The sequence below is a fragment of the Bradyrhizobium sp. 41S5 genome (assembly GCF_011516665.3).
GTDB classification, from domain to species: Bacteria; Pseudomonadota; Alphaproteobacteria; order Rhizobiales; family Xanthobacteraceae; genus Bradyrhizobium; species Bradyrhizobium quebecense.
On the sequence record NZ_CP083721.1, the window covers coordinates 486,780 to 508,344 of the forward strand.

The 21,565-nt window shown below is 65.7% G+C and carries 19 protein-coding genes; 10 read left to right on the forward strand and 9 right to left on the reverse strand.

Annotation, left to right across the window (positions count from 1 at the left end):
- Positions 1-166: 166 nt before the first annotated feature.
- A complete protein-coding gene (locus HAP47_RS02400; RefSeq protein ID WP_173639597.1) occupies positions 167-2,542 on the reverse strand; it encodes a glucose/quinate/shikimate family membrane-bound PQQ-dependent dehydrogenase in 2,376 nt (791 codons plus the stop codon).
- 343 nt (positions 2,543-2,885) lie between these two features.
- Between HAP47_RS02400 and HAP47_RS02405 the strand changes: the two genes are divergently transcribed.
- Complete coding sequence (locus HAP47_RS02405) at positions 2,886-3,635, forward strand: class I SAM-dependent methyltransferase (protein ID WP_173639596.1); 750 nt, start codon at positions 2,886-2,888, stop codon at positions 3,633-3,635.
- Between the two features lie 18 nt (positions 3,636-3,653).
- Here the strand turns inward: HAP47_RS02405 and HAP47_RS02410 are convergent, their stop codons facing one another.
- Positions 3,654-4,142 (reverse strand): SRPBCC domain-containing protein, encoded by a 489-nt coding sequence (locus HAP47_RS02410; protein WP_173639595.1) that lies wholly within the window; start codon positions 4,140-4,142, stop codon positions 3,654-3,656.
- A gap of 7 nt (positions 4,143-4,149) precedes the next feature.
- Positions 4,150-5,106 carry a LysR family transcriptional regulator gene (locus tag HAP47_RS02415; protein WP_173639594.1) on the reverse strand — a complete coding sequence of 319 codons (957 nt, stop codon included), beginning with the start codon at positions 5,104-5,106 and terminating at the stop codon, positions 4,150-4,152.
- 101 nt (positions 5,107-5,207) lie between these two features.
- Here HAP47_RS02415 and HAP47_RS02420 point away from each other — a divergent pair, with 101 nt between their 5' ends.
- A complete protein-coding gene (locus HAP47_RS02420; RefSeq protein ID WP_173639593.1) occupies positions 5,208-6,389 on the forward strand; it encodes an MFS transporter in 1,182 nt (393 codons plus the stop codon).
- Between the two features lie 22 nt (positions 6,390-6,411).
- Positions 6,412-7,446 carry an aldo/keto reductase gene (locus HAP47_RS02425; protein WP_173639592.1) on the forward strand — a complete coding sequence of 345 codons (1,035 nt, stop codon included), beginning with the start codon at positions 6,412-6,414 and terminating at the stop codon, positions 7,444-7,446.
- A 30-nt stretch (positions 7,447-7,476) separates the two neighbouring features.
- Here the strand turns inward: HAP47_RS02425 and HAP47_RS02430 are convergent, their stop codons facing one another.
- On the reverse strand, positions 7,477-8,379 hold the full coding sequence (locus HAP47_RS02430) for a helix-turn-helix transcriptional regulator (protein ID WP_173639591.1): 903 nt from the start codon (positions 8,377-8,379) through the stop codon (positions 7,477-7,479).
- 292 nt (positions 8,380-8,671) lie between these two features.
- Here HAP47_RS02430 and HAP47_RS02435 point away from each other — a divergent pair, with 292 nt between their 5' ends.
- Positions 8,672-10,312 (forward strand): flavin-containing monooxygenase, encoded by a 1,641-nt coding sequence (locus HAP47_RS02435; protein WP_173639590.1) that lies wholly within the window; start codon positions 8,672-8,674, stop codon positions 10,310-10,312.
- Positions 10,313-10,400: 88 nt separating this feature from the next.
- Positions 10,401-11,594, forward strand: a complete 1,194-nt coding sequence (locus tag HAP47_RS02440; RefSeq protein WP_173639589.1) for a serine hydrolase domain-containing protein — start codon at positions 10,401-10,403, stop codon at positions 11,592-11,594.
- 130 nt (positions 11,595-11,724) lie between these two features.
- Here the strand turns inward: HAP47_RS02440 and HAP47_RS02445 are convergent, their stop codons facing one another.
- A complete protein-coding gene (locus tag HAP47_RS02445; RefSeq protein WP_173640700.1) occupies positions 11,725-13,092 on the reverse strand; it encodes a sensor histidine kinase in 1,368 nt (455 codons plus the stop codon).
- A 5-nt stretch (positions 13,093-13,097) separates the two neighbouring features.
- Positions 13,098-13,772: a response regulator transcription factor gene (locus tag HAP47_RS02450; protein WP_173639588.1), complete on the reverse strand. Its 675-nt coding sequence runs from the start codon at positions 13,770-13,772 to the stop codon at positions 13,098-13,100.
- Between the two features lie 333 nt (positions 13,773-14,105).
- Between HAP47_RS02450 and HAP47_RS02455 the strand changes: the two genes are divergently transcribed.
- The 4 genes from HAP47_RS02455 (at position 14,106) to HAP47_RS02470 (ending at position 17,482) form a co-directional block, all read left to right on the forward strand.
- On the forward strand, positions 14,106-14,684 hold the full coding sequence (locus HAP47_RS02455) for a class I SAM-dependent methyltransferase (RefSeq protein ID WP_173639587.1): 579 nt from the start codon (positions 14,106-14,108) through the stop codon (positions 14,682-14,684).
- A 10-nt stretch (positions 14,685-14,694) separates the two neighbouring features.
- Positions 14,695-15,354: a DedA family protein gene (locus HAP47_RS02460; RefSeq protein ID WP_173639586.1), complete on the forward strand. Its 660-nt coding sequence runs from the start codon at positions 14,695-14,697 to the stop codon at positions 15,352-15,354.
- Between the two features lie 263 nt (positions 15,355-15,617).
- Positions 15,618-16,454 carry a UDP-2,3-diacylglucosamine diphosphatase gene (locus HAP47_RS02465; RefSeq protein ID WP_173640699.1) on the forward strand — a complete coding sequence of 279 codons (837 nt, stop codon included), beginning with the start codon at positions 15,618-15,620 and terminating at the stop codon, positions 16,452-16,454.
- A complete protein-coding gene (locus HAP47_RS02470) occupies positions 16,454-17,482 on the forward strand; it encodes a glycosyltransferase family 4 protein (protein ID WP_173639585.1) in 1,029 nt (342 codons plus the stop codon). Before HAP47_RS02465 ends, HAP47_RS02470 begins: the two co-directional genes overlap by 1 nt.
- A gap of 100 nt (positions 17,483-17,582) precedes the next feature.
- Here the strand turns inward: HAP47_RS02470 and HAP47_RS02475 are convergent, their stop codons facing one another.
- Genes HAP47_RS02475 through HAP47_RS02485 form a run of 3 tightly spaced genes read right to left on the reverse strand, consistent with a single transcriptional unit; the run spans position 17,583 to position 20,561 of the window.
- Positions 17,583-18,713, reverse strand: coding sequence for a threonine synthase (locus HAP47_RS02475; protein WP_173639584.1), 1,131 nt, complete (start codon positions 18,711-18,713; stop codon positions 17,583-17,585).
- Positions 18,714-18,726: 13 nt separating this feature from the next.
- On the reverse strand, positions 18,727-19,383 hold the full coding sequence (locus HAP47_RS02480; protein ID WP_173639583.1) for an HAD-IA family hydrolase: 657 nt from the start codon (positions 19,381-19,383) through the stop codon (positions 18,727-18,729).
- Positions 19,384-19,400: 17 nt separating this feature from the next.
- Complete coding sequence (locus tag HAP47_RS02485) at positions 19,401-20,561, reverse strand: DSD1 family PLP-dependent enzyme (protein WP_173639582.1); 1,161 nt, start codon at positions 20,559-20,561, stop codon at positions 19,401-19,403.
- Here HAP47_RS02485 and HAP47_RS02490 point away from each other — a divergent pair.
- Entirely contained in the window at positions 20,534-21,556 is a 1,023-nt protein-coding gene (locus HAP47_RS02490) for a LysR substrate-binding domain-containing protein (RefSeq protein ID WP_231168715.1), read from the forward strand. The genes HAP47_RS02485 and HAP47_RS02490 overlap by 28 nt on opposite strands.
- The last annotated feature ends 9 nt before the right edge of the window (positions 21,557-21,565 follow it).

The window sequence follows — 21,565 nt, forward strand, 5'->3', positions numbered from 1 at the left end:
CCAGTTCCACCTCCACTTGCAAAGGGGAGGTCGCTTTGCGCGCCAGAGCAAAGCGGGTGGGGATCCACTCTCTCCTCAGGAAGCATCGCCTGCTGCTGGACCCCATCCCGACCTTCCCCCTTTCAGAGGAGAAGGAGAAGAAAGATTACGGCCTCGATGAAGCAACTCAATCCTTCAGTGCGTAGGCGATGACATAATCGCCCCGCTTGGTGCCGAACGAGCCGTGGCCGCCGGCCGCGGTGACGACGTACTGCTTGCCGCCGACCTCGTAGCTCATCGGCGTCGATTGGGCGCCGGCAGGCAGGCGATCTTCCCAGAGCACCTTGCCGTCGCGCACGTCGTAAGCCCGGATCGTGTACTCATAGGTCCCAGTGTAGAACGCGACGCCGCCGGCGGTGGTGATCGGCCCGCCCAGCATCGGCACGCCCATTTTGAACGGAAGCGGCAGCGGCGTGGTGTCCCTGATCGTGCCGTTGGGATGCTGCCAGACGATCTTCATCGTCCGGAGATCGATCGCTGCCATCGAGCCCCATGGCGGCCGGTAGCACGGCACGGAGAGCGGCGAGAGGAAGCTCGAGATGTCCACCCCGAACGGCGTGCCGTACATCGGCTGCGTCCCGACCTCGCTGCCGACCGGCTTCTCGGCGGTCGGTGCCGGGGGATTCTGCGGGCCGCGCGGAACGAGTCTTGAGACGAAAGGCAGCGACATCGGATTGGCGATGGCGATCTGCCTGACAGGATCGACCGCGATGCCGCCCCATTCGAACATGCCGAGATTGCCCGGGAAGACCAGCGTGCCCTGCAACGAGGGCGGCGTGAACGTGCCCTCGTAGCGCAAGCGGTGGAACATGATCCGACACAGCAGCTGATCGAAGATCGTGCCGCCCCACATGTCGGCGCCGGTCAGCTTTGCCTCCGGTCGGAATGTCAGCTCGGAAAACGGCTGGGTCGGTGCGGAGCGGTCGCCGGGCGCGGGGCCCTGCGGCACCGGACGTTCCGGCGCCGGCACGATCAGTTCGCCGGTCCTGCGGTCGAGCACGAAGATGTTGCCCACCTTGGTCGGCTGGATGATCGCGGGGACGACGCCCTTGGCCGTCGTCACATCGACCAGGCTCGGCTGCGAGGGAACGTCCATGTCCCAAAGATCGTGATGCACGGTCTGGTACGACCAGGCGCGCTTGCCGGTGTCGACATCCAGCGCGACGATCGAGCTGGAATAGCGCTCGACCAGCGCATCGCGATTGCCGCCCCAGATGTCGGGCCCGTTGTTGCCGGTCGGGATGTAGACCAGATTCAGTTTCGGGTCGAACGAGGCCGTGATCCAGGAATTCGGCGAGCCGTTGGTGTAATGGCGCGTCGGCGACGGCAGCGCGTTCTCGTCGGCCGCGGCGGAGTCCCAGGCCCAGACCAGTTTGCCGGTGTAGACATCGAAGCCGCGGATCACGCCCGAAGGCACTTCGACGCCGTAATTGTCGATCACCGCGGCGGCGACGACCAGGATCCTGTCACTGACGACCGGCGGTGACGTCGGTTCGAAGAAGCCGGCGGTCTTGATCCCCATCCCCTGCTGTAGGTCGAGGATGCCGTGATCGGCAAAGCCATCGCAGAGCTTGCCGCTGTCCGCATCGAGCGCGATCATGCGGCCGTCATTGACCGGCAGGAAGATCCGACGCGGGCATTCGGCCGGCGCCGGACTGCCGCTGCTGTCGACGGCACCAGCCGCGGTCTCGTGATAGGAGACCCCGCGGCAGGTCATGTGCTGGAACGTCTTGTTGTGCACAAGCTTGGGGTCGTATCGCCAGCGCTCCGTGCCGGTCCTGGCATCGAGCGCAAACAGCACCTGGTGCTGCGAGCAGAGATAGAGCGTGTCGCGCACCTTGATCGGGGTGACCTCGAAGGTGGTCTCGCCCGAATCCTCCGGCGTCGACACGTCGCCGGTGCGAAAGGTCCAGGCGACTTTGAGGTTGCCGACATTGTCGGGCGTGATCTGCTTCAGCGGCGAATAGCGCTGTCCAAATTGCGTGCGTCCATAGGCGCGCCAATCGCCATCCGGTTGCGGATCGGCCTCGCTTTGCTGCACGGCAGGACCGGCTTCCGCAATCGTGCCATTGATGTCGTGATAGCTCGATAGCAGCCCGGCCACGAGGACCGCCGCAGCCGCCACGACGCCGACCCAGAGTGGCGCGGTCGCACGCCTGTAGGATACCGGCTCGTTTCGTTGCAGCCCGCGAACGATCACGGGTGTCAGCAGCCAGAGCGCCATCGGGAAGATGATGTCGCCGCGCGCCGCGAGCGGCCACCAGTCGAATTTCACCTCGTAGACGGCCCACGCCAGCGTGCCGACCAGCACGATCGCAAACAGCCAGAGCGCCTGATGTCGCTGCGCCAGCAAGAGCGCAGCCGTGGCGAGAATGCCGACGCCGATGACAATGTGGGAGATGGATCCACCCAGCGCGGCGAGCCAGATGCCGCCGCCCGCGAGGATCAAGCCGATCAAGGCGTAGACGATACCCGTGACAAAGACGGCCCTGGATCGCTGCATGGCTGCACCGGTGCGGAAGAGGCACCGGGCTTGTCCTGCGCAAGCGCAACAGACCGCGTCCACTTTCAAGAACTGTGGTTCAATCAACCGCAACTTGCAACCGGGAACTGCGACGTTGATGCAACACAAGCGTGCAAAGTTGCGATATCAATTCTTGCCGAAGCAGGATCATTCAAACTGCGCGCACTTTGTTCAACAAGGGGCAACGCCAGGCGCCTGGCACTGACGCAGAGGTGTCCTCAGCGAATCTTGACTCGACGCGCTCTTCCGGTTCTGTACCAGCGCAGCTTGATACCGTTCCGCAGATCTCATCGCAGATGCCCGGCTCGCAGGAGAAGCGGCAATGTCACTGAACCCTACGGCCAGGAATTATCGCGTCGCCGTCGCCGCCTATGAGGCGGGCCGCCCCAGCTATCCGGCGGAGATCGTCGCCGCGCTGCCGCTGCAGGCCGCGCGCTGCGTCGTCGATCTCGGAGCCGGAACCGGCAAGTTCACCCGCCTTCTACTTCCGCATTTGTCCGAGACGGCGCGACTGGTCGCTATCGAGCCGGTCGCCGAGATGTCGGCAAAACTCGCGAACGAAGCCGGGATCGAGGTCGTCAACACCCGCGCCGATGCGATCGGCCTCGAAACCGGCAGCGTCGATCTCGTGACCTGCGCGCAGGCGTTCCACTGGTTCGACAACGAGCCATCCGTCGCCGAGATCGCACGACTGTTGCGTCCCGGCGGTACGCTTGCGCTGGTCTGGAACAACAGGGATGACCGCGCGCCGTGGGTCGACGCGTTATCGGTCATGATTGAAGGCTACGCGGGAGACACACCCCGGCAACGCTCCGGGCACTGGCGCTGGATCTTGCAGGATCCCCGCTTTGCACTCGAAAGGGAAATCGTGCAGGAGCATCCGCATCGGATGGCGCGCCAGGGTGTCTATGAGCGCGTCGTGTCGACGAGCTATGTCGCCAATCTCCCTGATGCGGAGAAGGCGGCCCTTCGCGACAAGACCGACGCCATCCTGCGTGAGGCAGGCCTCGGTGACGCCGACGAGGTGGTGTTTCCCTATGTCACGCAGCTCTTCTTGCTGAAGCGGACGTAGAGCGTTTTCGAGAGCTCGCTATTGCGCGGCACGTCCTTGCTCGACGGCCTGCTTCAGGCGCGGCAGCGCCATGCGCCAGTAGAATGCGACGTGCTTCGCGCCGGAATCTGCGCCGATTTCCCATCCGTTCCCGCGGCGGATTGGCGATGGCGGCACCTGCTGGGTGACGGTCAGCATTGTCTCGCCGCCGCTGGCCGCGAGCGTCATCGTGACCGTCGCATAGGATTGCGGAATATCCGGCAGGCCGGAGACCTGCGACCAATAGGAGTAAGCGAGCAGCGCTGGCGGCTCGACGTGGAGGACGCGGCCCTTGTCGCGATAGCGCTTCGCGCCGATCTCGGCCTCGATCTCGATCGGTGCGCCGATCTGCCAATCGGTGTTGAAATGCGCGTTCCGCCATATCTCGCCGGCCCTGGGATCCGTAATCGCGTCCCACACCTGTTCTGGCTGCGCGGCGATTCGGATCGATTCGGTGACAGTCTGCAAGGTGCGGGATTCGTCCGTCATCGCATGCTCACTTGCCGCTCACGACTTTCCATTTTCCGTCCGCGCCACGCCGCAGCGCCGGATCGCCGATGCGGATGTGTTGTGCAAGAAAATCGATGAAGGCGCGGACCCGCGCCGGCAGCGGGCCGGCGTGGCCGACATAGACCGCATGGATGTCCTCGCGATCGCCGGGATTGAGGTTCTGCAGCACCGGGACCAGGCGTCCGGCTTCGATATCGGGGCCGATGTGGAACAGCGCCAGCCGTCCGAGCCCGATGCCGCCGAGCGTGAGTTGGCGCGCGGCTTCACCGTCGCTGACGCGGGCGACCGGCGGCGGCAGCGCCTCATCGATTTTTTCAGCGCGGCGGAACGGCCAGCCGCGGATGCTGCGCGGAAAGGTCCAGCCGATGCCGCGATGGGCGGCGAGGTCCGCCGGGGTTTTCGGCGTGCCAAAGCGCGCGAGATAGGACGGTGCGGCGACCACCACCATGCGGCTGGTGCCGAGCTTGCGTGCGATCAGCCGCGATGCGCCGAGCGGGCCGACGCGGATCGCGACGTCGGCGCGCGCCTGCATCAGATCGACCAGCGTGTCGGTCAGCACGATGTCGAGCGTGATGTCGGGATGCTCGCGCATGAAGCGCGGCAGCAGCGGCATTACATGCAGCATGCCGAACGGGATGTTGCTGTTCACGGTGAGATGGCCGCGCGGCACGCAGGATGCGGCTTCGCGTTCAGCCTCGTCGATGTCGGCAAGGATGCGCTGGGCGCGCTGGTAGAACGCCTGGCCCTCCTCGGTGAGTTGGAGCTTGCGGGTGGTGCGGTTGACCAGCCGCGTGCCGAGCCGCGTCTCGAGCCGGGAGACCAGCTTGCTGACGCCCGACGGCGTCAGGCCCAGGCTGTTCGCGGCAGCCGTGAAGCCGCCGAGATCGACGACGCGGACGAACACGTCCATCTCCCCGGAGCGGTTGGTGTCTGTTCGAGACATCTTGAATTCACGTCACAAATGATTGGATTGCGGTCATTCTAATCCTTCCTCGTCCGGACCGCTATGTCGCATTGCGGAATCCTCACCCTCCGGAGCGACACATGCCTGCTGCAGTCCTTGCCTTGACCGCCGGTGCCTTTGGCATCGGCACCACCGAATTCCTCATCATGGGGCTGTTGCTGCAGGTCGCCGCCGACATGCACGTGTCGGTCTCCGCGGCGGGGCTGTTGATTTCCGGCTACGCGCTCGGCGTGTTCGTCGGCGCGCCGATCCTGACGCTGGCCACGCGGCGGATGCCACGCAAGGCGGTGCTGCTGGCGCTGATGGCGATCTTCACGCTCGGCAACGCGGCCTGCGCGCTGGCGCCGAACTACGAACTGCTGATGGCCGCGCGCATTCTGACGTCGCTGGCGCACGGCACTTTCTTCGGCGTCGGCTCGGTGGTCGCGACAAGCCTCGTGCCGGAGGACAAGCGCGCGTCGGCGATCGCCACGATGTTCATCGGGCTGACGGTCGCGACCCTGCTCGGCGTTCCCTTCGGCGCCTGGTTCGGCCTGATGCTCGGCTGGCGCGCGGCGTTCTGGGCGGTGGCGGTGATCGGCGTGATCGCCTTCGTTGTGCTGGCGATGCTGGTGCCCGGCCTTGTCGGAGCCAACGACAAGCCGGTGCCGCTGCGCGAGGAACTTGCCGTGCTCGGCCGCCCGCAAGTCCTGCTCGGGCTTGCCATGACGGTGTTCGGCTTCGGCGGGCTGTTCGCGGTCTTCACCTATGTGCAGCCGATCCTGACGCGGCTCACCGGATTTTCCGACACCGCGGTGTCGCCGATCCTCTTGGTGTTCGGCGCCGGCTTAGCGATCGGCAATGTCGCGGGCGGCCGGCTCGCCGACAAGGGAGTTGCGCGTGCGCTGCTGGTATCGCTCGGCGGCCTCGCCGCCGTGCTCGTCGCGCTGGCGGCGGTGATCTCGATCAAGGCACTGGCGGTCGCCCTGTTGTTCGTGCTCGGCATCGCCGCGTTCGCGACCGTCGCGCCGCTGCAGCTTCGCGTGCTCGAAGCTGCCGGCGTGGAAGGGCGGACGCTGGCCTCCAGCCTGAACATCGCGGCCTTCAATCTCGGCAACGCGCTCGGCGCCTGGGCCGGCGGCGTCACCATCGATCGTGGCTTCGGCCTGGGCGCGCTGCCGCTGGTTGCCGCCGTCATCACCGCGGTCGGGCTGCTGCTTGCGCTCTGGAGCCTGCGCCTCGACCGGCCGGTGGTCCTCGCCACGCAGTGCCCTGCGGAATGAACCGGATCAAAGGAGTATGACGATGGAATATCGTAATCTTGGTGCGTCCGGCCTGAAGGTCCCGGTGCTCAGCTTCGGCACCGGCACCTTCGGCGGCCAGGGACCCTTGTTCTCGGCCTGGGGCCGCAGCGGTGTCGACGAAGCGCGGCGGCTGATCGACATCTGCTTCGAGGCCGGCGTCAATTTGTTCGACACCGCCGATGTCTATTCGAACGGCGCATCGGAGGAGATCCTCGGCGCCGCGCTCAAGGGCCGCCGCGACAAGGTCTTGATCTCGACCAAGACCGGCCTGCCGATGGGCGACGGTCCGCTCGATGCCGGCACGTCGCGATACCGCCTCGTCGCTTCGGTCGACGCCGCGCTGAAGCGGCTCAACACCGACTATATCGACCTCCTGCAACTTCATGCCTTCGACGCCTTCACGCCGATCGACGAGGTGCTGTCGACGCTCGATGCGCTGGTGCGTGCCGGCAAGCTGCGCTATGTCGGCGCCTCGAATTTCTCCGGCTGGCACCTGATGAAATCGCTCGGCATCGCCGAGCGGCACGGCTGGCCGCGCTATGTCGCGCACCAGGTCTATTATTCGCTGGTCGGCCGCGACTATGAATCCGAGCTGATGCCGCTCGCGCTCGACCAGGGCGTCGGCGCGCTGGTCTGGAGCCCGCTCGGATGGGGCCGGCTCACCGGCAAGATCAGGCGCGGGCAACCGTTGCCCGCGAACAGCCGGCTGCACGAGACCGCGCAGTTCGGGCCGCCGGTCGACGACGAGAAGCTTTACGCGATCGTCGACGCGCTGGACGTCGTCGCCACAGAGACCGGCCGCAGCGTGCCGCAGGTCGCGATTGCCTGGCTGCTCACGCGTCCCAGCGTGTCCTCGATCATCATCGGCGCGCGTGATGAAGCGCAGCTTCGCGACAATCTCGGCGCGGTCGGATGGTCGCTTTCGGCAGACCAGATCGCGCGTCTCGACAGGGCGAGCGCGGTGATGCCAGCTTATCCATACTACCCTTACCGAATCCAGGAAGGTTTTGCGCGATTGAACCCGCCGCCGGTGTGAGCCGGCCGCCGGGCCGCCGGCATCATGGTCTCACGATTGCGCGGAATGTTTGCAGACTTGCCGGCGATATTCCGCCGGCGTGACGTTCATGTGCTGCCGGAAGACGCGATTGAGGTGGCTTTGATCGGCGAAGCCGCTCAGCAGCGCGATCTCCTTCAGCGCAACGCGGTCCTTGCGCAGATGCTGGCACGCGTGCTCCACCTTGCGCCGCAGGACATAGGCATGCGGCCGCGTGCCGTAATGCACGCGGAACTTGCGGGCGAACTGGATCGGCGTGCAATTGCAGATGTTCGCCAGCTCTTCCAGCGTGATGTTCCGGAAGATGTTCTGCTCGATATAGTCCTCGATCAAGCGAGCATGTGCCGGGCGAAAGCGTCCTTGCGCGCACGGCATCTTGAATTCGATCGCCGCATATTTCCGCAGGATGTGCACGCTGGCTTGAAGCGCCAGCGCGTCATAGCAGAGGCGTCCGCCCGGACCGCCTGCGGCAACTTCCTGAACCATCTGGTCGTTGATCCAGGTCAGCATCGGATCATCGGCCTTGAGCAGATCGTGAAGTTCGATCGCCTCGGCGTCGCGGTCGAAGGCATCGCTCGCGGTCTTCATCATGAGCGCTGGAGCGATATAGAAATGGGTGACTTCGATGTCGTTCTTCCAGTTCCAGCTTGATGGCTCGGCGCGGGTCAACAACGAGGTGACGCCGCGACCGACGTGATCCTGCTTCCAAGCGCCGGTGACGCGACGGTTCATCGACGTCACGCCGTCGCGATAGAGCACGAGCAGGAAGTTTTCCGACGGGGGAACCCAGATATCCGATGGTCCATAGCGGAAAATCCGCAGCCGGAAGTCGTTCCTTCCGACTGAGGCGCTGTCCAGCTTCAGCTCACCGGGCGCATAGCGCGGCAGCTCCTCGACCGTGATCAATTGGCCCATCGCGCGAGCCTCCTCCGTGGAATCCGTGGCGCGGTTGACGCTTCTTCTTGGCCGGACGTTTGAGCGCAGGATAGGCCGCTCTTGCCGTTTGCCAAGCCGACCAACGGCCGATGCGCGATTGAACAGCCGCGTTCCAGAGATTGTCGGTTTCATCCAAGCCGCTCGGTCGCACGACCCGTAGCCTGCTCTGCGTCTCGGCTACAGCGTCCGAGACCCAATTGACGCAGCGCACCATTTCCCGGCGACACGGTCGGTTGGGAGCGCTTGCGAAGCCAGACAACAGGAGGAAACGATGACCGAGACCGTCACACGGTCGAATGGAAGTAATGGTGCGCGTGCGACGACCAAGCTCGACGCCGTGGTCGTCGGCGCCGGCGTCGCCGGTCTTTATCAACTGTTCCGCCTGCGCGAGCAGGGACTGAGCGTGAAGGCGATCGATGCCGGGTCAAGCGTCGGCGGCACCTGGTACTGGAACCGCTATCCCGGCGCCCGGTTCGATTCTGAAGGCCACACCTATCAGTATCTGTTCTCCGAAGAACTTTACAAAGGCTGGAGCTGGAGCGAGCGGTTCCCGGGCCAGCCGGAGATCGAGCGTTGGCTGAACTACGTCGCCGACCGCCTCGACCTCAGGAAGGACATCCAGTTCGGCACCACGGTCAAGAGCGCGCACTTCAACGAGGCGACACAGCGCTGGCTGGTGACGACGGACCAGGGCGATGTGATCGACGCGCAATTCCTGGTCACCTGCTGCGGCATGCTGTCGGCGCCGCATGTGTCCTTCCCCGGACAGGAGACCTTCAAGGGCGAGTTGTTCCACACCGCGCGCTGGCCCAAGAGACCGATCGAACTCGCCGGTAAACGTGTCGGCGTGGTCGGCAACGGCGCGACCGGAATCCAGGTGATCCAGTCGATTGCCGGCGAGGTCGGCCATCTCAAGGTCTTCATCCGCACCCCGCAATACATCATTCCGATGAAGAACCCGAAATGGGATGCGGCGGATGCCGAGGCCTACAAGTCGAAGTTCAAGTTCCTTACCGAGCGGCTGCCGAAGACGTTTACCGGATTCGAGTTCGACTTCGAGCATGTCTGGGCCGACCTGACGCCGCAGCAGCGCCGCCGGGTGATCGAGGACTGCTGGAATGACGGATCGCTCAAATTGTGGGTTTCGTCCTTCGCCGAATTGTTCTTCGACGAAGCCATCAACGCCGAGATCACCGAGTTCGTGCGCGAAAAGATGCGCGAGCGGATCAAGGACCCCAAGCTGTGCGAGCAGCTGATTCCGTCCGATTACGGTTTCGGCACGCATCGGGTACCGCTGGAGAGCAATTTCCTCGAGGCCTTCCACCGGCCCAATGTCGAGATCGTCGGCGTCAAGAACAATCCGATCGCCCGCATCACGCCGGAGGGCATCCAGACCGCCGACGGCACGGTGCACGCGTTCGACGTCATCATCCTGGCCACCGGCTTCGACGCCGGAACGGGGGCATTGACGCGCATCGACATTCGCGGTCGCGACGGACGATCGCTGAAGGACGATTGGGGCAGGGACATCCGCACCACGATGGGCTTGCAGGTCCACGGCTATCCGAACCTGTTCACGACCGCGGTGCCGCTCGCGCCCTCGGCGGCGCTTTGCAACATGACGACCTGCCTGCAGCAGCAGGTCGAGTGGATCGCCGACTGCATCAAATACCTGCGCGGCAAGAACCTCAACGTCATCGAGCCGACCAGGGACGCCGAGGATCAGTGGGTGGCGCACCACGACGAGACCGCCAACGCAACGCTGATCGCCAAGACCAACTCCTGGTACCTCGGCTCGAATGTCGAGGGCAAGCCGCGCCGTGTGCTGTCCTATTGCGGCGGCGTCGGCACCTATCGCCAGAAATGCGACGAGGTCGCCGCGAGCGGCTATCAGGGCTTTGCCATGCAGTAGCTCCGATCGTGACGTGGCGCTGCGGTCTTCGTGAACCGGCAGTGCCGCTTGCGATCGACGACATCACAATCATTATGGGAGAAAGACAATGAGCACGAATTTCGGTGCGACGGCAGATGCGATTCTCGACGGTGTGGTGACCTCTAACCCGCGCGTTCCCGGCGTCGTTGCCATGGTGACCGACCGCCATCGCAACATCTATGAAGGCGCCGCCGGCAAGCGCCGGCTCGATCAGGCCGCGGACATGACGACCGACAGCGTGTTCGCCATCTTCTCGACCACCAAGGCAATCACCGGGACGGCCGTCCTGCAACTCGTCGAGAAAGGCAAGCTCGATCTCGATGCGCCTGCCAAGACCTATGCGCCCGACCTCGGCAAGCTCCAGGTCATCGAGGGATTCGACGACGACGGCGAGCCTCGGCTGCGTGCACCGAAGCGCGACATCACCACGCGCATGCTGATGGTCCACAGTGCAGGCCTGGGCTACGACTTCATCAATCACACCTACAATCGCCTCGCGCAGGAGAAGGGGCAACCCAGCGTGATCACGGCGTCCAAGGCTTCGTTGATGACGCCGCTGCTGTTCGATCCCGGCGAGCGATGGGAGTACGGCACCAACCTGGATTGGTGCGGCCAGATCGTCGAGTCGATCGCCGGCCGCCGGCTCGGCGAGGTCTTCAAGACACGGATCTTCGAGCCGCTCGGAATCCAGGACACGGCATTTGAGCTCACCGACGCGATGCGCCGCCGGCTTGCCGGCATTCACGCCCGCAACGCCGACGGCTCGCTCACGACGATGGATTTCGAGCTGCCGGCCAATCCGGAGATCCATATGGGCGGCCACGGGCTCTACGGCACCATCGGCGACTACATGCGCTTCATCCGGATGTGGCTGAACGACGGCGCCGGCGAGCATGGCCGGGTCCTGAAGGCCGAGACCGTGCGGATGGCGGAGAAGAATCATCTCGGCAACAACAAGGTTACCGCCATTACCGGCGTGATCACCTCGCTCGCCAACGACGCCGAGTTCTTCCCCGGCCAGTCGAAGTCCTGGGCGCTGAGCTTCATGATCAATGATGAGCAAGCTCCGACCGGCCGGCCCGCCGGCGCGCTCGGCTGGGCCGGCCTCGCCAACCTGTTCTACTGGATCGATCGCCAGAACGGTTTCGGCGGATTCTGGGCGACGCAGATCCTGCCGTTTGGCGATCCGACATCCTTCATCGGCTACATCAATTTCGAGACCGCGTTCTACGAGGCCCTCAAGCTGCGCAAGGCGGGCTAGAACGTTTTCGAACGACCTGGACTCAGGTTCGCGTAAAGAAGAATGCGCCAAAACAAGAAACGAGAGCGCCGTTCCGATGCCATCGGAGCGGGCTCTTGTGTCGCGGCGCGCCTCGACCGCCTCCGCTCGATCAGCACGCCGTCTGAGCCTTCGGGAACACCATGCGCATGCAGGCGCCGCCGGACGGTGCCTGATCAACCTCGATCCGGCCGCCGTGCAGACGCATGATGCTCTGCACCAGATCGAGGCCGAGGCCGGCGCCGCGTCCGCCTGGTTGCAGCCGACGGAATGGCTCGAAGATCTGCTCGCGCTCGTCGGGCGGAATGCCGGCGCCATCGTCGCAGACCTCGATGCAACCGGCTGTCGTCACCCGGACCAGGATCGTGCCGCGCCGCTGTCCGTGGTCGACGGCGTTCTGTACGAGATTGGTGAGGGCCCGCTCGAGCGATGTCTGGTCGCCGCTCACCATGACCGTCTCGACGTCGTACTCAAACGACATTTCATATCCCGCCGCGAAGGCGAGCGGCGCGAGGTCGAGGACGACCTGCCGCGCGATGCCGACGAGATTGACGGGCCCGAACGTGTCGGCGCGCTGATCGAGCCGTTGCAGGTCCAGCAGTTGGCCCGCCATGACGCTGAGGCGTGTCGCGTCCTCGAGCAGATGGGTCTTCTCCGGCCCGGCTTCCAGCGAAGCGACCCGTGTCGAGAGAATCGCGATCGGGGTGCGCAGCTCGTGCGCGGCATCGGCGAGGAAACGGCGGTGACGTTCGTAACCCTTGTCGAGGCGGTCGAGTGCGGCATTGATGGCCTTGACCAGCGGGGTGATCTCGATCGGCACCTCGTCGAGCGGCAACTGCGCGCCGCGCTGGTCGATGTCGATGCGCTCGGCCTGCGCCGCGACCTGTGCGAGGCCCTTCATGGCCCGGCGCACCACGAATGGAGTCGCGATCAGCGTCGCCAGCGTCATCAGCACGACGATCGGCAGGATCATGTTGAGGAACAGCAATGGTGTGCTCTCCAGCGCGCGCCACATCGAGAGCTGGCCGTATGTGCCGGTCAGGATCTGGATCCGTCCGGCCGCCGTGTCGACCCATTTGACGAGACCCGCCGGCCGCGTGGCTTCCTCTGCATTCCATTTGAGCCGCGCCTCGCTCACATGATCGAGGGCTGAGGCGATCGGCGCGAATTGTGCGGGCACCGCGCCTTCGGCCAACTGGTGTCCCTCGGTGTCGCGGATGACGAACCAGAAATCGGCGTGCTCGCCGCGCAGGGCGGCCAGCTCCGGCGTTTGGCGCAGCATCAGTCCGCCCGCTTCATCGCGGGTGACGGCGTCGCGCAGCGTATCGAGCGTGCTGCCTTCGTACTCGCCGATCAGCAGTCCCGCCCGCAGCAGACCGATCGCGGCGGCTCCGATCAGCAGAATCAGGAGGGTCAGCGTGACGGCCTGCAGGCCCGCGAGCCGCCCGATCAGGCGCCAGGTCAGGGATCGCGGTCGCAGCACGCTCACGGTGTTTCCCGCAGCACATAGCCGAGGCCGCGAACGCCGTTGATGGTGACGCCGGCGTCGGCCTCGGCGAGCCTGCGGCGCAAACGCGACACATGACTGTCGAGCGCATTGGGCTGCACCTCGTCGTCGAGGCCGTAGACCGCCTCCATCAGCGCGGAGCGCTGCACCATGCGTCCCATCCGATGCAGCAGCGTCTCGAGCACCAGCCGCTCGCGACGCGGCATCTCCAGGGGATGTCCATCGACGCTGGCCTCGCGATGGGTGAAGTCGAACGACAGGCGGCCGATCCGCGCGGCATGCTCCTGCACGCTCGCGGGGCGGCGCAACAGCGCGCGCAGCCGCGCCAGCAACTCCTCGAATGCAAATGGCTTGCCGAGATAATCGTCGGCGCCGCTATCGAGACCCGAGACCCGGTCCGCGAGCTCGCCGCGGGCGGTCAGCACCAGCACCGGCACGGTGTTGCCGCTCGCACGCAGTTTCGGAATCAGCGACAGTCCGTCGCCGTCAGGCAACTGGCGATCCAGCACGATCGCGTCGTAACTTCCCGCTGCGGCAATCGCCTCGGCTTCCAAGAGATCCGGCGCGTGATCGACCAGCATGTCGTGGCGCGCGAGTGCCGCACGCAGCGCCGCGACCATGTCCGGCTGGTCTTCCACCAACAGCACGCGCATTCGTCGTCCCTATCCCTGCATCGGTTCGTCATTCGATCCGCCGACTTTATGCCCGATTCATTGCGGCAACCTTGCGGTTTTCTCCGCGCGAATGCCTCGCGAGCCAAAATTTCGCGCGCGCGCATTCGCGACAGGCTAGCGCAACCTTCGCATGAGACAGAGGCGTCGGTCGGAGCGGGTCGAATCGTCCCGTCACGGTCCAGCACTGCTCAACTGGCGGGAGCCTCCCACACACGGTGGTGGGCACCCACAATGTGAAAGACACACGAATGGCCTTGTTAATGAATCCGTGGCGCCAGACCGATTGCGCGCTCATCGTGCGGGAGCTCCAGCATGTCGGCCGCTGACATCCTGCCGTTCGTCCGCGCCTGGGTGCGTAATCCGTTGCGTGTCGCCGCGGTCGCGCCGTCGGGGCCCGCTGTCTCGTCGCTCATGGTGCAGGAGATCACCGCGGACACCGGCCCCGTGCTCGAGCTTGGCCCCGGCACGGGCGTCTTCACCCGCGCGTTGCTGAAGCGCGGCGTCAGGCAGCAGGATCTGACGCTGGTGGAGTACGGCTCCGAGTTCATCCCGCTGCTGCAGCGGCGCTTCCCGGGCGCGCGGGTGCTCTGGATGGATGCGGCCTGGCTGCGGAGGGAAAGGCTGTTCGACGGGGCACCGGTCGGTGCGGTCGTGAGCGGCCTCGGGCTCCTCATGATGCCACCGGAGAAAGTCATAACCATCCTCAACGGCGCCTTCGGCTATCTTCGCGCCGGCGGGGCGTTCTACCAGATCACCTATGGTCCGCGTTGTCCTGTCGCAGACGCGATCCTGGATCGCCTCGATCTGCAGGCGAGCTGCATCGGGCAGACGTTCCTCAACCTGCCTCCGGCTTCCGTGTACCGGATCAGCCGCCGCCACTCCCACGCTTGATCGAGGCGCCATGGACACGTCGAGCACGATCGCGATGTTTCTGCACTTCGGCCTGGTGGGGGTTGGCTGCCTCGCCGTCGCCGAGAAGTTCATTCCGTTGCTGCCGTCCTACGTGCTGCTGATGCTTCTCGGCTTGACGGTCTCCGACGGCACGATGCTTGCGATGACAATCCTCGTGACCAGCGCCGGGTCGGTCGTCGGTGCCATCGGCTGGTACGGGCTCGGGCGCGTGCTCGGCTCGCGGCGCATCGAAGGGCTGGTGGCGCGCTATGGCAAGTTCGTGTTGCTGCGGCCTTCGCTCTACCGACAGCTCACCGACGCCTATCGCGGCAATCATTTCTGGGTGACGCTGATCGGTCAGACGCTGCCCACCGTGCGGATTTACCTCGCTCTCCCAGCCGGTGTGTTGCACCTGGAGCCACGCGCCTTCGTGATGGCAACGGCGATCGGTACCGTGATCTGGAACATGCCGTTCCTCACGCTTGGCTATGTCCTGCGCGGCAGCGGCCACGATCCGATCAGCCTTGGCTTCTGGGTGGTGGTCATCCTGATCGCTGTGGAGGTCGCGCTCTTCCTCGGATTTCGCTTCTACAAGCGCTCGCTCGCGGCGCGCCCTCTCGGGAAGCCGCGCGCGCTCCCCTCACGCTTGCCGGTGGAGGAAGGCGTATGAGAACCCTGTTATCCCGCCTGAGGCCGGGCTCGGATACGCTCGAGCGCGCTGCCGCGACGCTGCTGGTCCTGGCAGCGAGCTATCAGTTCGGTCACGCGGCTTCGGGCGGGAGATATCGCGCGGCCGAGTTCGCGCTGCTGGTGCTTATCGCAGGCATCTATTGGCACCGCTCGATCTTCAGGCGATGCGCCAGCCGCGATGTCACGAAAGTTCTCGCGGGATTGGCCGAGGCCATGGCGGCGGCGTTTCGGCCGGACGGCGGCATGCACCGGGCTGGCGATCGCGCGGACGGCAGGCGGGTCTCGCCGCGGGACGTCGTCAAGGTCAGGAGCCTGTTCGTCTCCGATGTCCATCTCGGGACCCGGGGATGCCAGGCCGAGCGGTTGATCGACTTCCTCCGCCACCATGATGCCGAAACGGTGTTCCTGGTCGGCGACATCGTCGACGGCTGGTGTCTGCGGTCGAGCTGGTACTGGCCCACGGCGCACAATGCGGTCGTGCGGGAGCTGATCGAGCTCGCGCAACGGGGCCGGCGCCTGGTCTACATTCCCGGCAATCACGACGAGTTCCTGCGTGACTATTCGGGTGCGGCGTTCGGCGGCGTCGAGATTGTCGATCGGGCGATCCATCGTGGCCTCGACGGCCGCGACTATCTCGTCGTTCACGGCGATCATTTCGATCTCGTGGTGCGGCATGCGCGCTGGCTCGCGCTGATCGGCGATGCCGGCTATCGGGCCGCGCTCGCCTGCAATATCTGGCTCAACTGGATCAGGCGCCGATTTGGGTTCGGCTATTGGTCGTTCTCCTCCTGGGCGAAATTGCGGGTCAAGAATGCGGTCAACCACATCGGCCGGTTCGAGGAGGTGCTGGCGTCGGAGGCCGCGCGCAGCAACGTTCAAGGCGTGATCTGCGGCCACATCCATCACGCGGCGCTGCACGACGATTTCGGCGTCCGCTACATCAACACCGGGGATTGGGTGGAGTCCTGCACGGGCGTGGTCGAGCGCTATGATGGGCAGTTTGAAATCGTCCGATGGACGGAAGAGCGGAGCGCGTCGGGTACTGCAGACCTCGCGCCGCTCGCGCAGGCGGCCGCCTGATGCGCGTGCTGGTGGCAACCGACGCCTGGCGCCCGCAGGTCAATGGTGTGGTCCGCTCGCTCGAATATCTCGCCAGTGAAGCGCCGGCGCTCGGCGCGGATATTACGTTTCTGACGCCGGCCGATTTCCGCACCGTGCCGTTACCCGGCTACCCGGAGATCCGCCTCGCGCTGCCGACGATCGGGCGGATCGCGCGCGCCATCGCGGCTGCGCGCCCGGACTCGGTGCACATCGCGACCGAGGGTCCGATCGGCTGGATCAGCCGGCATGTCTGCCAGACACGCGGCTATCCGTTCACGACCAGTTATCACACGCGCTTTCCCGAATATCTCGCCGCGCGGCTACCGGTCCCGCTGCGGTGGAGCTACGCGGCGTTGCGCCGTTTCCATAACGGTGGAGACGGCATCATGGTCGGCTCGCCGTCGCTTGAGCAGGCGTTGAAGGCGCATGGCTTCCGCAAATTGATGCCATGGTCGCGCGGCGTCGATGCCGAGCTGTTTTGCCCGCGGACAGAGCGGCCGCTCGCCTTCCCGGAGCCGGTGTTTTTGTATGTCGGCCGCGTCGCGGTCGAGAAGAATCTCGATGCCTTTCTCGGTCTCGACCTGCCGGGCTCGAAGGTCGTGGTCGGGGACGGGCCGCAGCGCAGCACATTGCAGACCCGGTTTCCGCAGGTCCATTTTCTCGGCACGCGGACGGGCCGGGCGCTCGCCGATGTCTATGCGTCCGCTGACGTCATGGTGTTTCCAAGTCTCACTGATACGTTCGGGATGGTGATCCTCGAGGCGCTCGCCAGCGGCCTGCCGGTTGCGGCCTTTCCGGTGATGGGACCGCTCGACGTGATCGGCAAGTCAGGCTGCGGTTGCCTCGATCACGATCTGCGCCGCGCCGCGCTCGGTGCGCTGCTGGTGCCGCGCGAGAAGTGCCGTGCCCACGCCCTGACCTTCACCTGGCAGGAAAGCGTGCGTCAGTTCCTCGACAATATCGGGCGGGCGCACGCCTCGCCGTCGCGCGCAGCCGCCGCGGGCTGACTAGAGCTTCGATTCTTATTGAATCAGAACCGAAGCTCTAGCTTCTTGTTGTGACGCATTTTCTTCACGCGAACCGGTGCCTACTTCGCTCGAAAACGCTCTAGGTGCCCAGCAGCTCCGTGATCAGCCCGGCTGCCTTGATCCCGGTCCCGCTGATGATGACGACGGTGCGCTCTGTCGGCCGGATCGCGCCGCGCGCCGTCAGGACGTCGAGTGCGGCGGCGGCCGAGGCGGAGGTCGGCTCGACGAACAGGCCGGTACGCGCCAGCCGCCTCAATGCGGCGACGATGCCATCTTCGGGAATCGCGACGGTGGCGCCGCCGCTCTCCTTCAGCGCCGCGATCATCTGCTTCAGGCGCAGCGGATACTTGATCGCGGTACCTTCGGCGATGGTCTTGCGGACCGCGCGATCGACCGGCGTGTCGACGCCGGCGGCGAAGCTGGCATCGACCGGCGAGCAGTTGAGCGGCTGGGCCGCGAACAAGCGCGGCAGCCGCGTGATCTGTCCGGCCGCCAGCAGCTCCTTGAAGCCGATATAGCAGCCGAGCAGGCTGCTGCCGGCACCGACCGGCATGATGACATTGTCGGGCGCGGTGAAGCCGAAGTCTTCCCAGATCTCGTAGGCCAGCGACTTGGTGCCTTGCAGGAAGAACGGCTGCCAGTTGTGGCTGGAGTAGAAGATCTGTTTCGACTGGCGGATCGCTTCCGCCTCGGACTCCTCGCGCGGGCCTTCGACCAGTTGCACCTCGGCGCCGAAGGCGTGCATCTGGGCCACCTTCATCGGCGATGTCGTCGTCGGCGCAAGGATCCTGACCCGCATGCCGCCCGCCGCGCCATAGGCCGAGACCGACGCGCCGCCATTGCCGGAAGAGTCCTCCAGCACCGCGTCGACGCCGAGCTGGCGCAAGAAGGACAGCATCACGGTGGTGCCGCGATCCTTGAAGCTCGCGGTCGGATTGAACCATTCGAGCTTGAAATGCGGCCGCAGATCGCCCCACGCCTTCTCGACCGCAGGTGTGCAGCCTTCGCCCATCGTGATCGGCTGCTTGATCTCGACCGGCAGCGCCGCGCGATAGCGCCACAGCGAGCGCGTCCCGCGCTCGACCTCGTCGCGGGAGATGCCGGGCAGCGGCGTGACGAGCAGCGGCTTGCCCTCGTCGGAGCACCAGCGCGGAACATCCAGCGGGTAGAGCTTTCCGTTGAGCGGGTCGATGTAGCTGGGTGATGGCATCTCGGTTCGGTCCTCAAGTCGCGCGCCGGCCGGACATCTCGCGACCGAGCACGAAGGCCGGCAAGGTCGCAAGGTTGTCACGAACAACGATCGGGGCGGGCGCCCCTTCCGGCGGGTTCATTCCGGCACGATTATGCCACCAAGTCGGCAACTGCACACGTGCCGTGCCGAACAGATCATAGCCCGATCCCGCGACGAACAGGCATCGATCGGCGGGGACCGGCAGTTCGTCGAGGGCGAGCTGATAGGGTTGCGGCTGCGGCTTGTAGTAGCCGGCGCGTTCGGCCGTCACGAACACGGTGAGGGGAACGCCGATGCGATCGGCCGCGATGCGACCGAGCCGCTCCGAGCAGTTCGTCACGACGCCGAGCGCGACGCCGTCGCTGTGCAGCGTTTGCAGGATATCGAAAACCTCGGGCCAGGGATCGAGCTCCGCATAGCGTGCGCCGAGCTCCTCGGCCAATTCGAACGGCAGCCCGACATTGCGCGCGGCCTCGCCCACCAGATCCTCATAGGGACGATAGCGTCCGGTGGCATAGGTGTTTCTGAGATATTCGGCCCGCCAGCGAAGCCCGGCGTCGTCGGAGCCCGCCACCTTGTTCCAGAGCGTCCAGCTGTCGAGCAACGCGGTCAGCAGATCGAACAGAACGGCGTCATAGGCTCGGGTCATGGGCTGCGCTCCGTTTCCTACCATCCGCGAAATCGCTCCCATTGCCTGACCGAGCCGGCGCCTGTGGCGACGACATGATAGCGGTCGTGCTGGGCTCCGGTCGCGCAGGCATGGTTCGGCAGGATCCGCACCTTGGCGCCGACCGGCAGCGTTACCTGGGGCTCCGTGCTGCCGGGGCGGCGGGCGATGATGCCGTGCTCCTGATTGGTTTCGGTCACGATCAGGTCGGGATAGGGCCGTCCATCGATGTCGCAGACGATGCCGTAGCCCTGGTCGATCGGCTGCTTCGCGGTGCCACGATCGCGCGACAGCGCCATCCAGCCGGCGTCGATGAAGGTCCAGCCGCGGTCGGCGCGATGGCCGATCACCGTCGCGAGCACCGACAGCGCTATGTCCTCGACCGCGCAGACCCCGATCCCGGCCATGACAAGGTCGAACATCACGAACACGCCGGCGCGCACCTCGGTGACGCCATCGAGCCGGCGCGCAAAATGCGCTGTCGGCGTCGAGCCGACGCTGACCACGGGGCAGGGCAGTCCGGCCGCGCGCAACGCCTCGGCGCAGGCGACCGCGGCGGCGCGTTCCTGCTCGGCCGCCTGCTCGAGCGCCGCCGCGTTGCGGCAGGAATAAGATTCGCCGGCATGGGCCATCACGCCGCGCAGTTCAGCGCCGCCTTGGTGCAGCGCGCGGCCGATCTCGACCAGCAGCGGGTCGCCCGCGCCGACACCGGCGCGATGGCTGTCGCAATCGATCTCGATCAGCACGGGAATGCGGTCATTCGTTGCGCGGGCCATCGTGGTGACGGCGGCCGCCTGCTCCATGCTGTCGAGCACCACGGACAGGTCCACGCCCTGCCGCCGCAGCGCCGCGACGCGATCGAGCTTTTGCGGCGCGATGCCGACGGCATAGAGGATGTCCTTGACGTCTGCCGCGGCAAACATCTCGGCCTCCTGCAGGGTCGAGACCGCGGCCGGGCCGCCCGGGCCGTCCATCACAGCGCGTGCCGCCGGAATGGATTTCGCGGTCTTCAGATGCGGGCGCAGCGGCACGCCGAGCCGCGACAGCCGCGTCTTCAGGCGGGCGATGTTGTGCAGCATCCGGTCTTCGTCGAGCACGAGGCAGGGCGTCTCGATCCCGGCAAGCGGATGCGGTGCGTTCACGGCAGGGGCTGCTGACATGCGGCGAGACTAGCCGTTTTCATGCTAAGTACAATTTACCGAATGTCATTCTTATATTAAGTCTGGACTTAATGATCTCGACCGACGACATCCGCTTCTTCCTGGCCATCTCTGCGGCTCGGTCGCTCGCGGCCGCGGCCCGGGCGCTCGACGTGACGCCATCGGCGGTCTCGCAGCGGCTGCAGAGCCTCGAGCAGCGCCTGGGCGTTCAACTGGTCAGCCGTTCGCCCCAGCGGCTGACATTGACCGATGAGGGCGAGCTGCTGGTGCTGCGCGGCGGCACGCTCCTCGACGAGACGACGGAACTGACGGAAGCGCTGCAGGCGCGGCGCGGGACCATCGCCGGCCACCTGAAGATTCTTGCGCCGCTCGGCTTCGGACGCCGCTACGTCGCGCCGGTCGTTGCTGCCTTCCGGTCCCGCCACCCCGATGTGTCGGTCGAGCTCGACCTGTCCGATCGGCCGGCGCGTGCCATTGCGAGCGCGTGGGACGTCATGATCCATATCGGCGCGCTGAAGGATTCCACGCTTCGCTTGCAGCGCCTCGCGCCCAATGAACGCTTTCTTTGCGCCGCGCCGGCCTATCTGAAGCGCCACGGAACGCCGGCGAGCCCGCAGGAGCTGCGCGGGCATCAATGCATCGCGTTGCGCGAGAACGAAGAGGACGTGACGCTCTGGCGCTTCTCGCGAAGGCGCGCGGCGGCGGAGCCTGACGTCGTCAGGATCGAGCCGATCCTGTCGAGCAATGACGGCGAGGTCGTGAAGGCCTGGGCTCTCATGGATCACGGCCTGATCGTGAGGTCGGAGTGGGATGTCACAGAGGAGCTCGCCGGTGGCCGGCTGGTGCGGGTCCTGCCGAACTTCCGCCTGCCGCCGGCCGATATCGTTGCGCTGCTCAATCCGGGCCGCAGTGGCCGGGCCAGGCGCACGCAGGCTTTCGTCGAGCATCTGCGCGCCGCCCTCGCGCCGCCGCCATGGCGCAACAGGCTGCGATGATCGACGGCG

Excerpts from the sequence above, each read along its gene's own strand:
- HAP47_RS02460 (WP_173639586.1), top strand. The coding sequence starts at position 14,695 with ATGGACACGTCGAGCACGATCGCGATGTTTCTGCACTTCGGCCTGGTG.
- HAP47_RS02415 (WP_173639594.1), bottom strand. The coding sequence starts at position 5,106 with ATGTCTCGAACAGACACCAACCGCTCCGGGGAGATGGACGTGTTCGTC.
- HAP47_RS02430 (WP_173639591.1), bottom strand. The coding sequence starts at position 8,379 with ATGGGCCAATTGATCACGGTCGAGGAGCTGCCGCGCTATGCGCCCGGT.
- HAP47_RS02480 (WP_173639583.1), bottom strand. The coding sequence starts at position 19,383 with ATGACCCGAGCCTATGACGCCGTTCTGTTCGATCTGCTGACCGCGTTG.
- HAP47_RS02475 (WP_173639584.1), bottom strand. The coding sequence starts at position 18,713 with ATGCCATCACCCAGCTACATCGACCCGCTCAACGGAAAGCTCTACCCG.
- HAP47_RS02410 (WP_173639595.1), bottom strand. The coding sequence starts at position 4,142 with ATGACGGACGAATCCCGCACCTTGCAGACTGTCACCGAATCGATCCGA.
- HAP47_RS02425 (WP_173639592.1), top strand. The coding sequence starts at position 6,412 with ATGGAATATCGTAATCTTGGTGCGTCCGGCCTGAAGGTCCCGGTGCTC.
- HAP47_RS02450 (WP_173639588.1), bottom strand. The coding sequence starts at position 13,772 with ATGCGCGTGCTGTTGGTGGAAGACCAGCCGGACATGGTCGCGGCGCTG.
- HAP47_RS02470 (WP_173639585.1), top strand. The coding sequence starts at position 16,454 with ATGCGCGTGCTGGTGGCAACCGACGCCTGGCGCCCGCAGGTCAATGGT.
- HAP47_RS02400 (WP_173639597.1), bottom strand. The coding sequence starts at position 2,542 with ATGCAGCGATCCAGGGCCGTCTTTGTCACGGGTATCGTCTACGCCTTG.
- HAP47_RS02465 (WP_173640699.1), top strand. The coding sequence starts at position 15,618 with ATGCACCGGGCTGGCGATCGCGCGGACGGCAGGCGGGTCTCGCCGCGG.
- HAP47_RS02420 (WP_173639593.1), top strand. The coding sequence starts at position 5,208 with ATGCCTGCTGCAGTCCTTGCCTTGACCGCCGGTGCCTTTGGCATCGGC.
- HAP47_RS02455 (WP_173639587.1), top strand. The coding sequence starts at position 14,106 with ATGTCGGCCGCTGACATCCTGCCGTTCGTCCGCGCCTGGGTGCGTAAT.
- HAP47_RS02485 (WP_173639582.1), bottom strand. The coding sequence starts at position 20,561 with ATGTCAGCAGCCCCTGCCGTGAACGCACCGCATCCGCTTGCCGGGATC.
- HAP47_RS02440 (WP_173639589.1), top strand. The coding sequence starts at position 10,401 with ATGAGCACGAATTTCGGTGCGACGGCAGATGCGATTCTCGACGGTGTG.
- HAP47_RS02405 (WP_173639596.1), top strand. The coding sequence starts at position 2,886 with ATGTCACTGAACCCTACGGCCAGGAATTATCGCGTCGCCGTCGCCGCC.
- HAP47_RS02435 (WP_173639590.1), top strand. The coding sequence starts at position 8,672 with ATGACCGAGACCGTCACACGGTCGAATGGAAGTAATGGTGCGCGTGCG.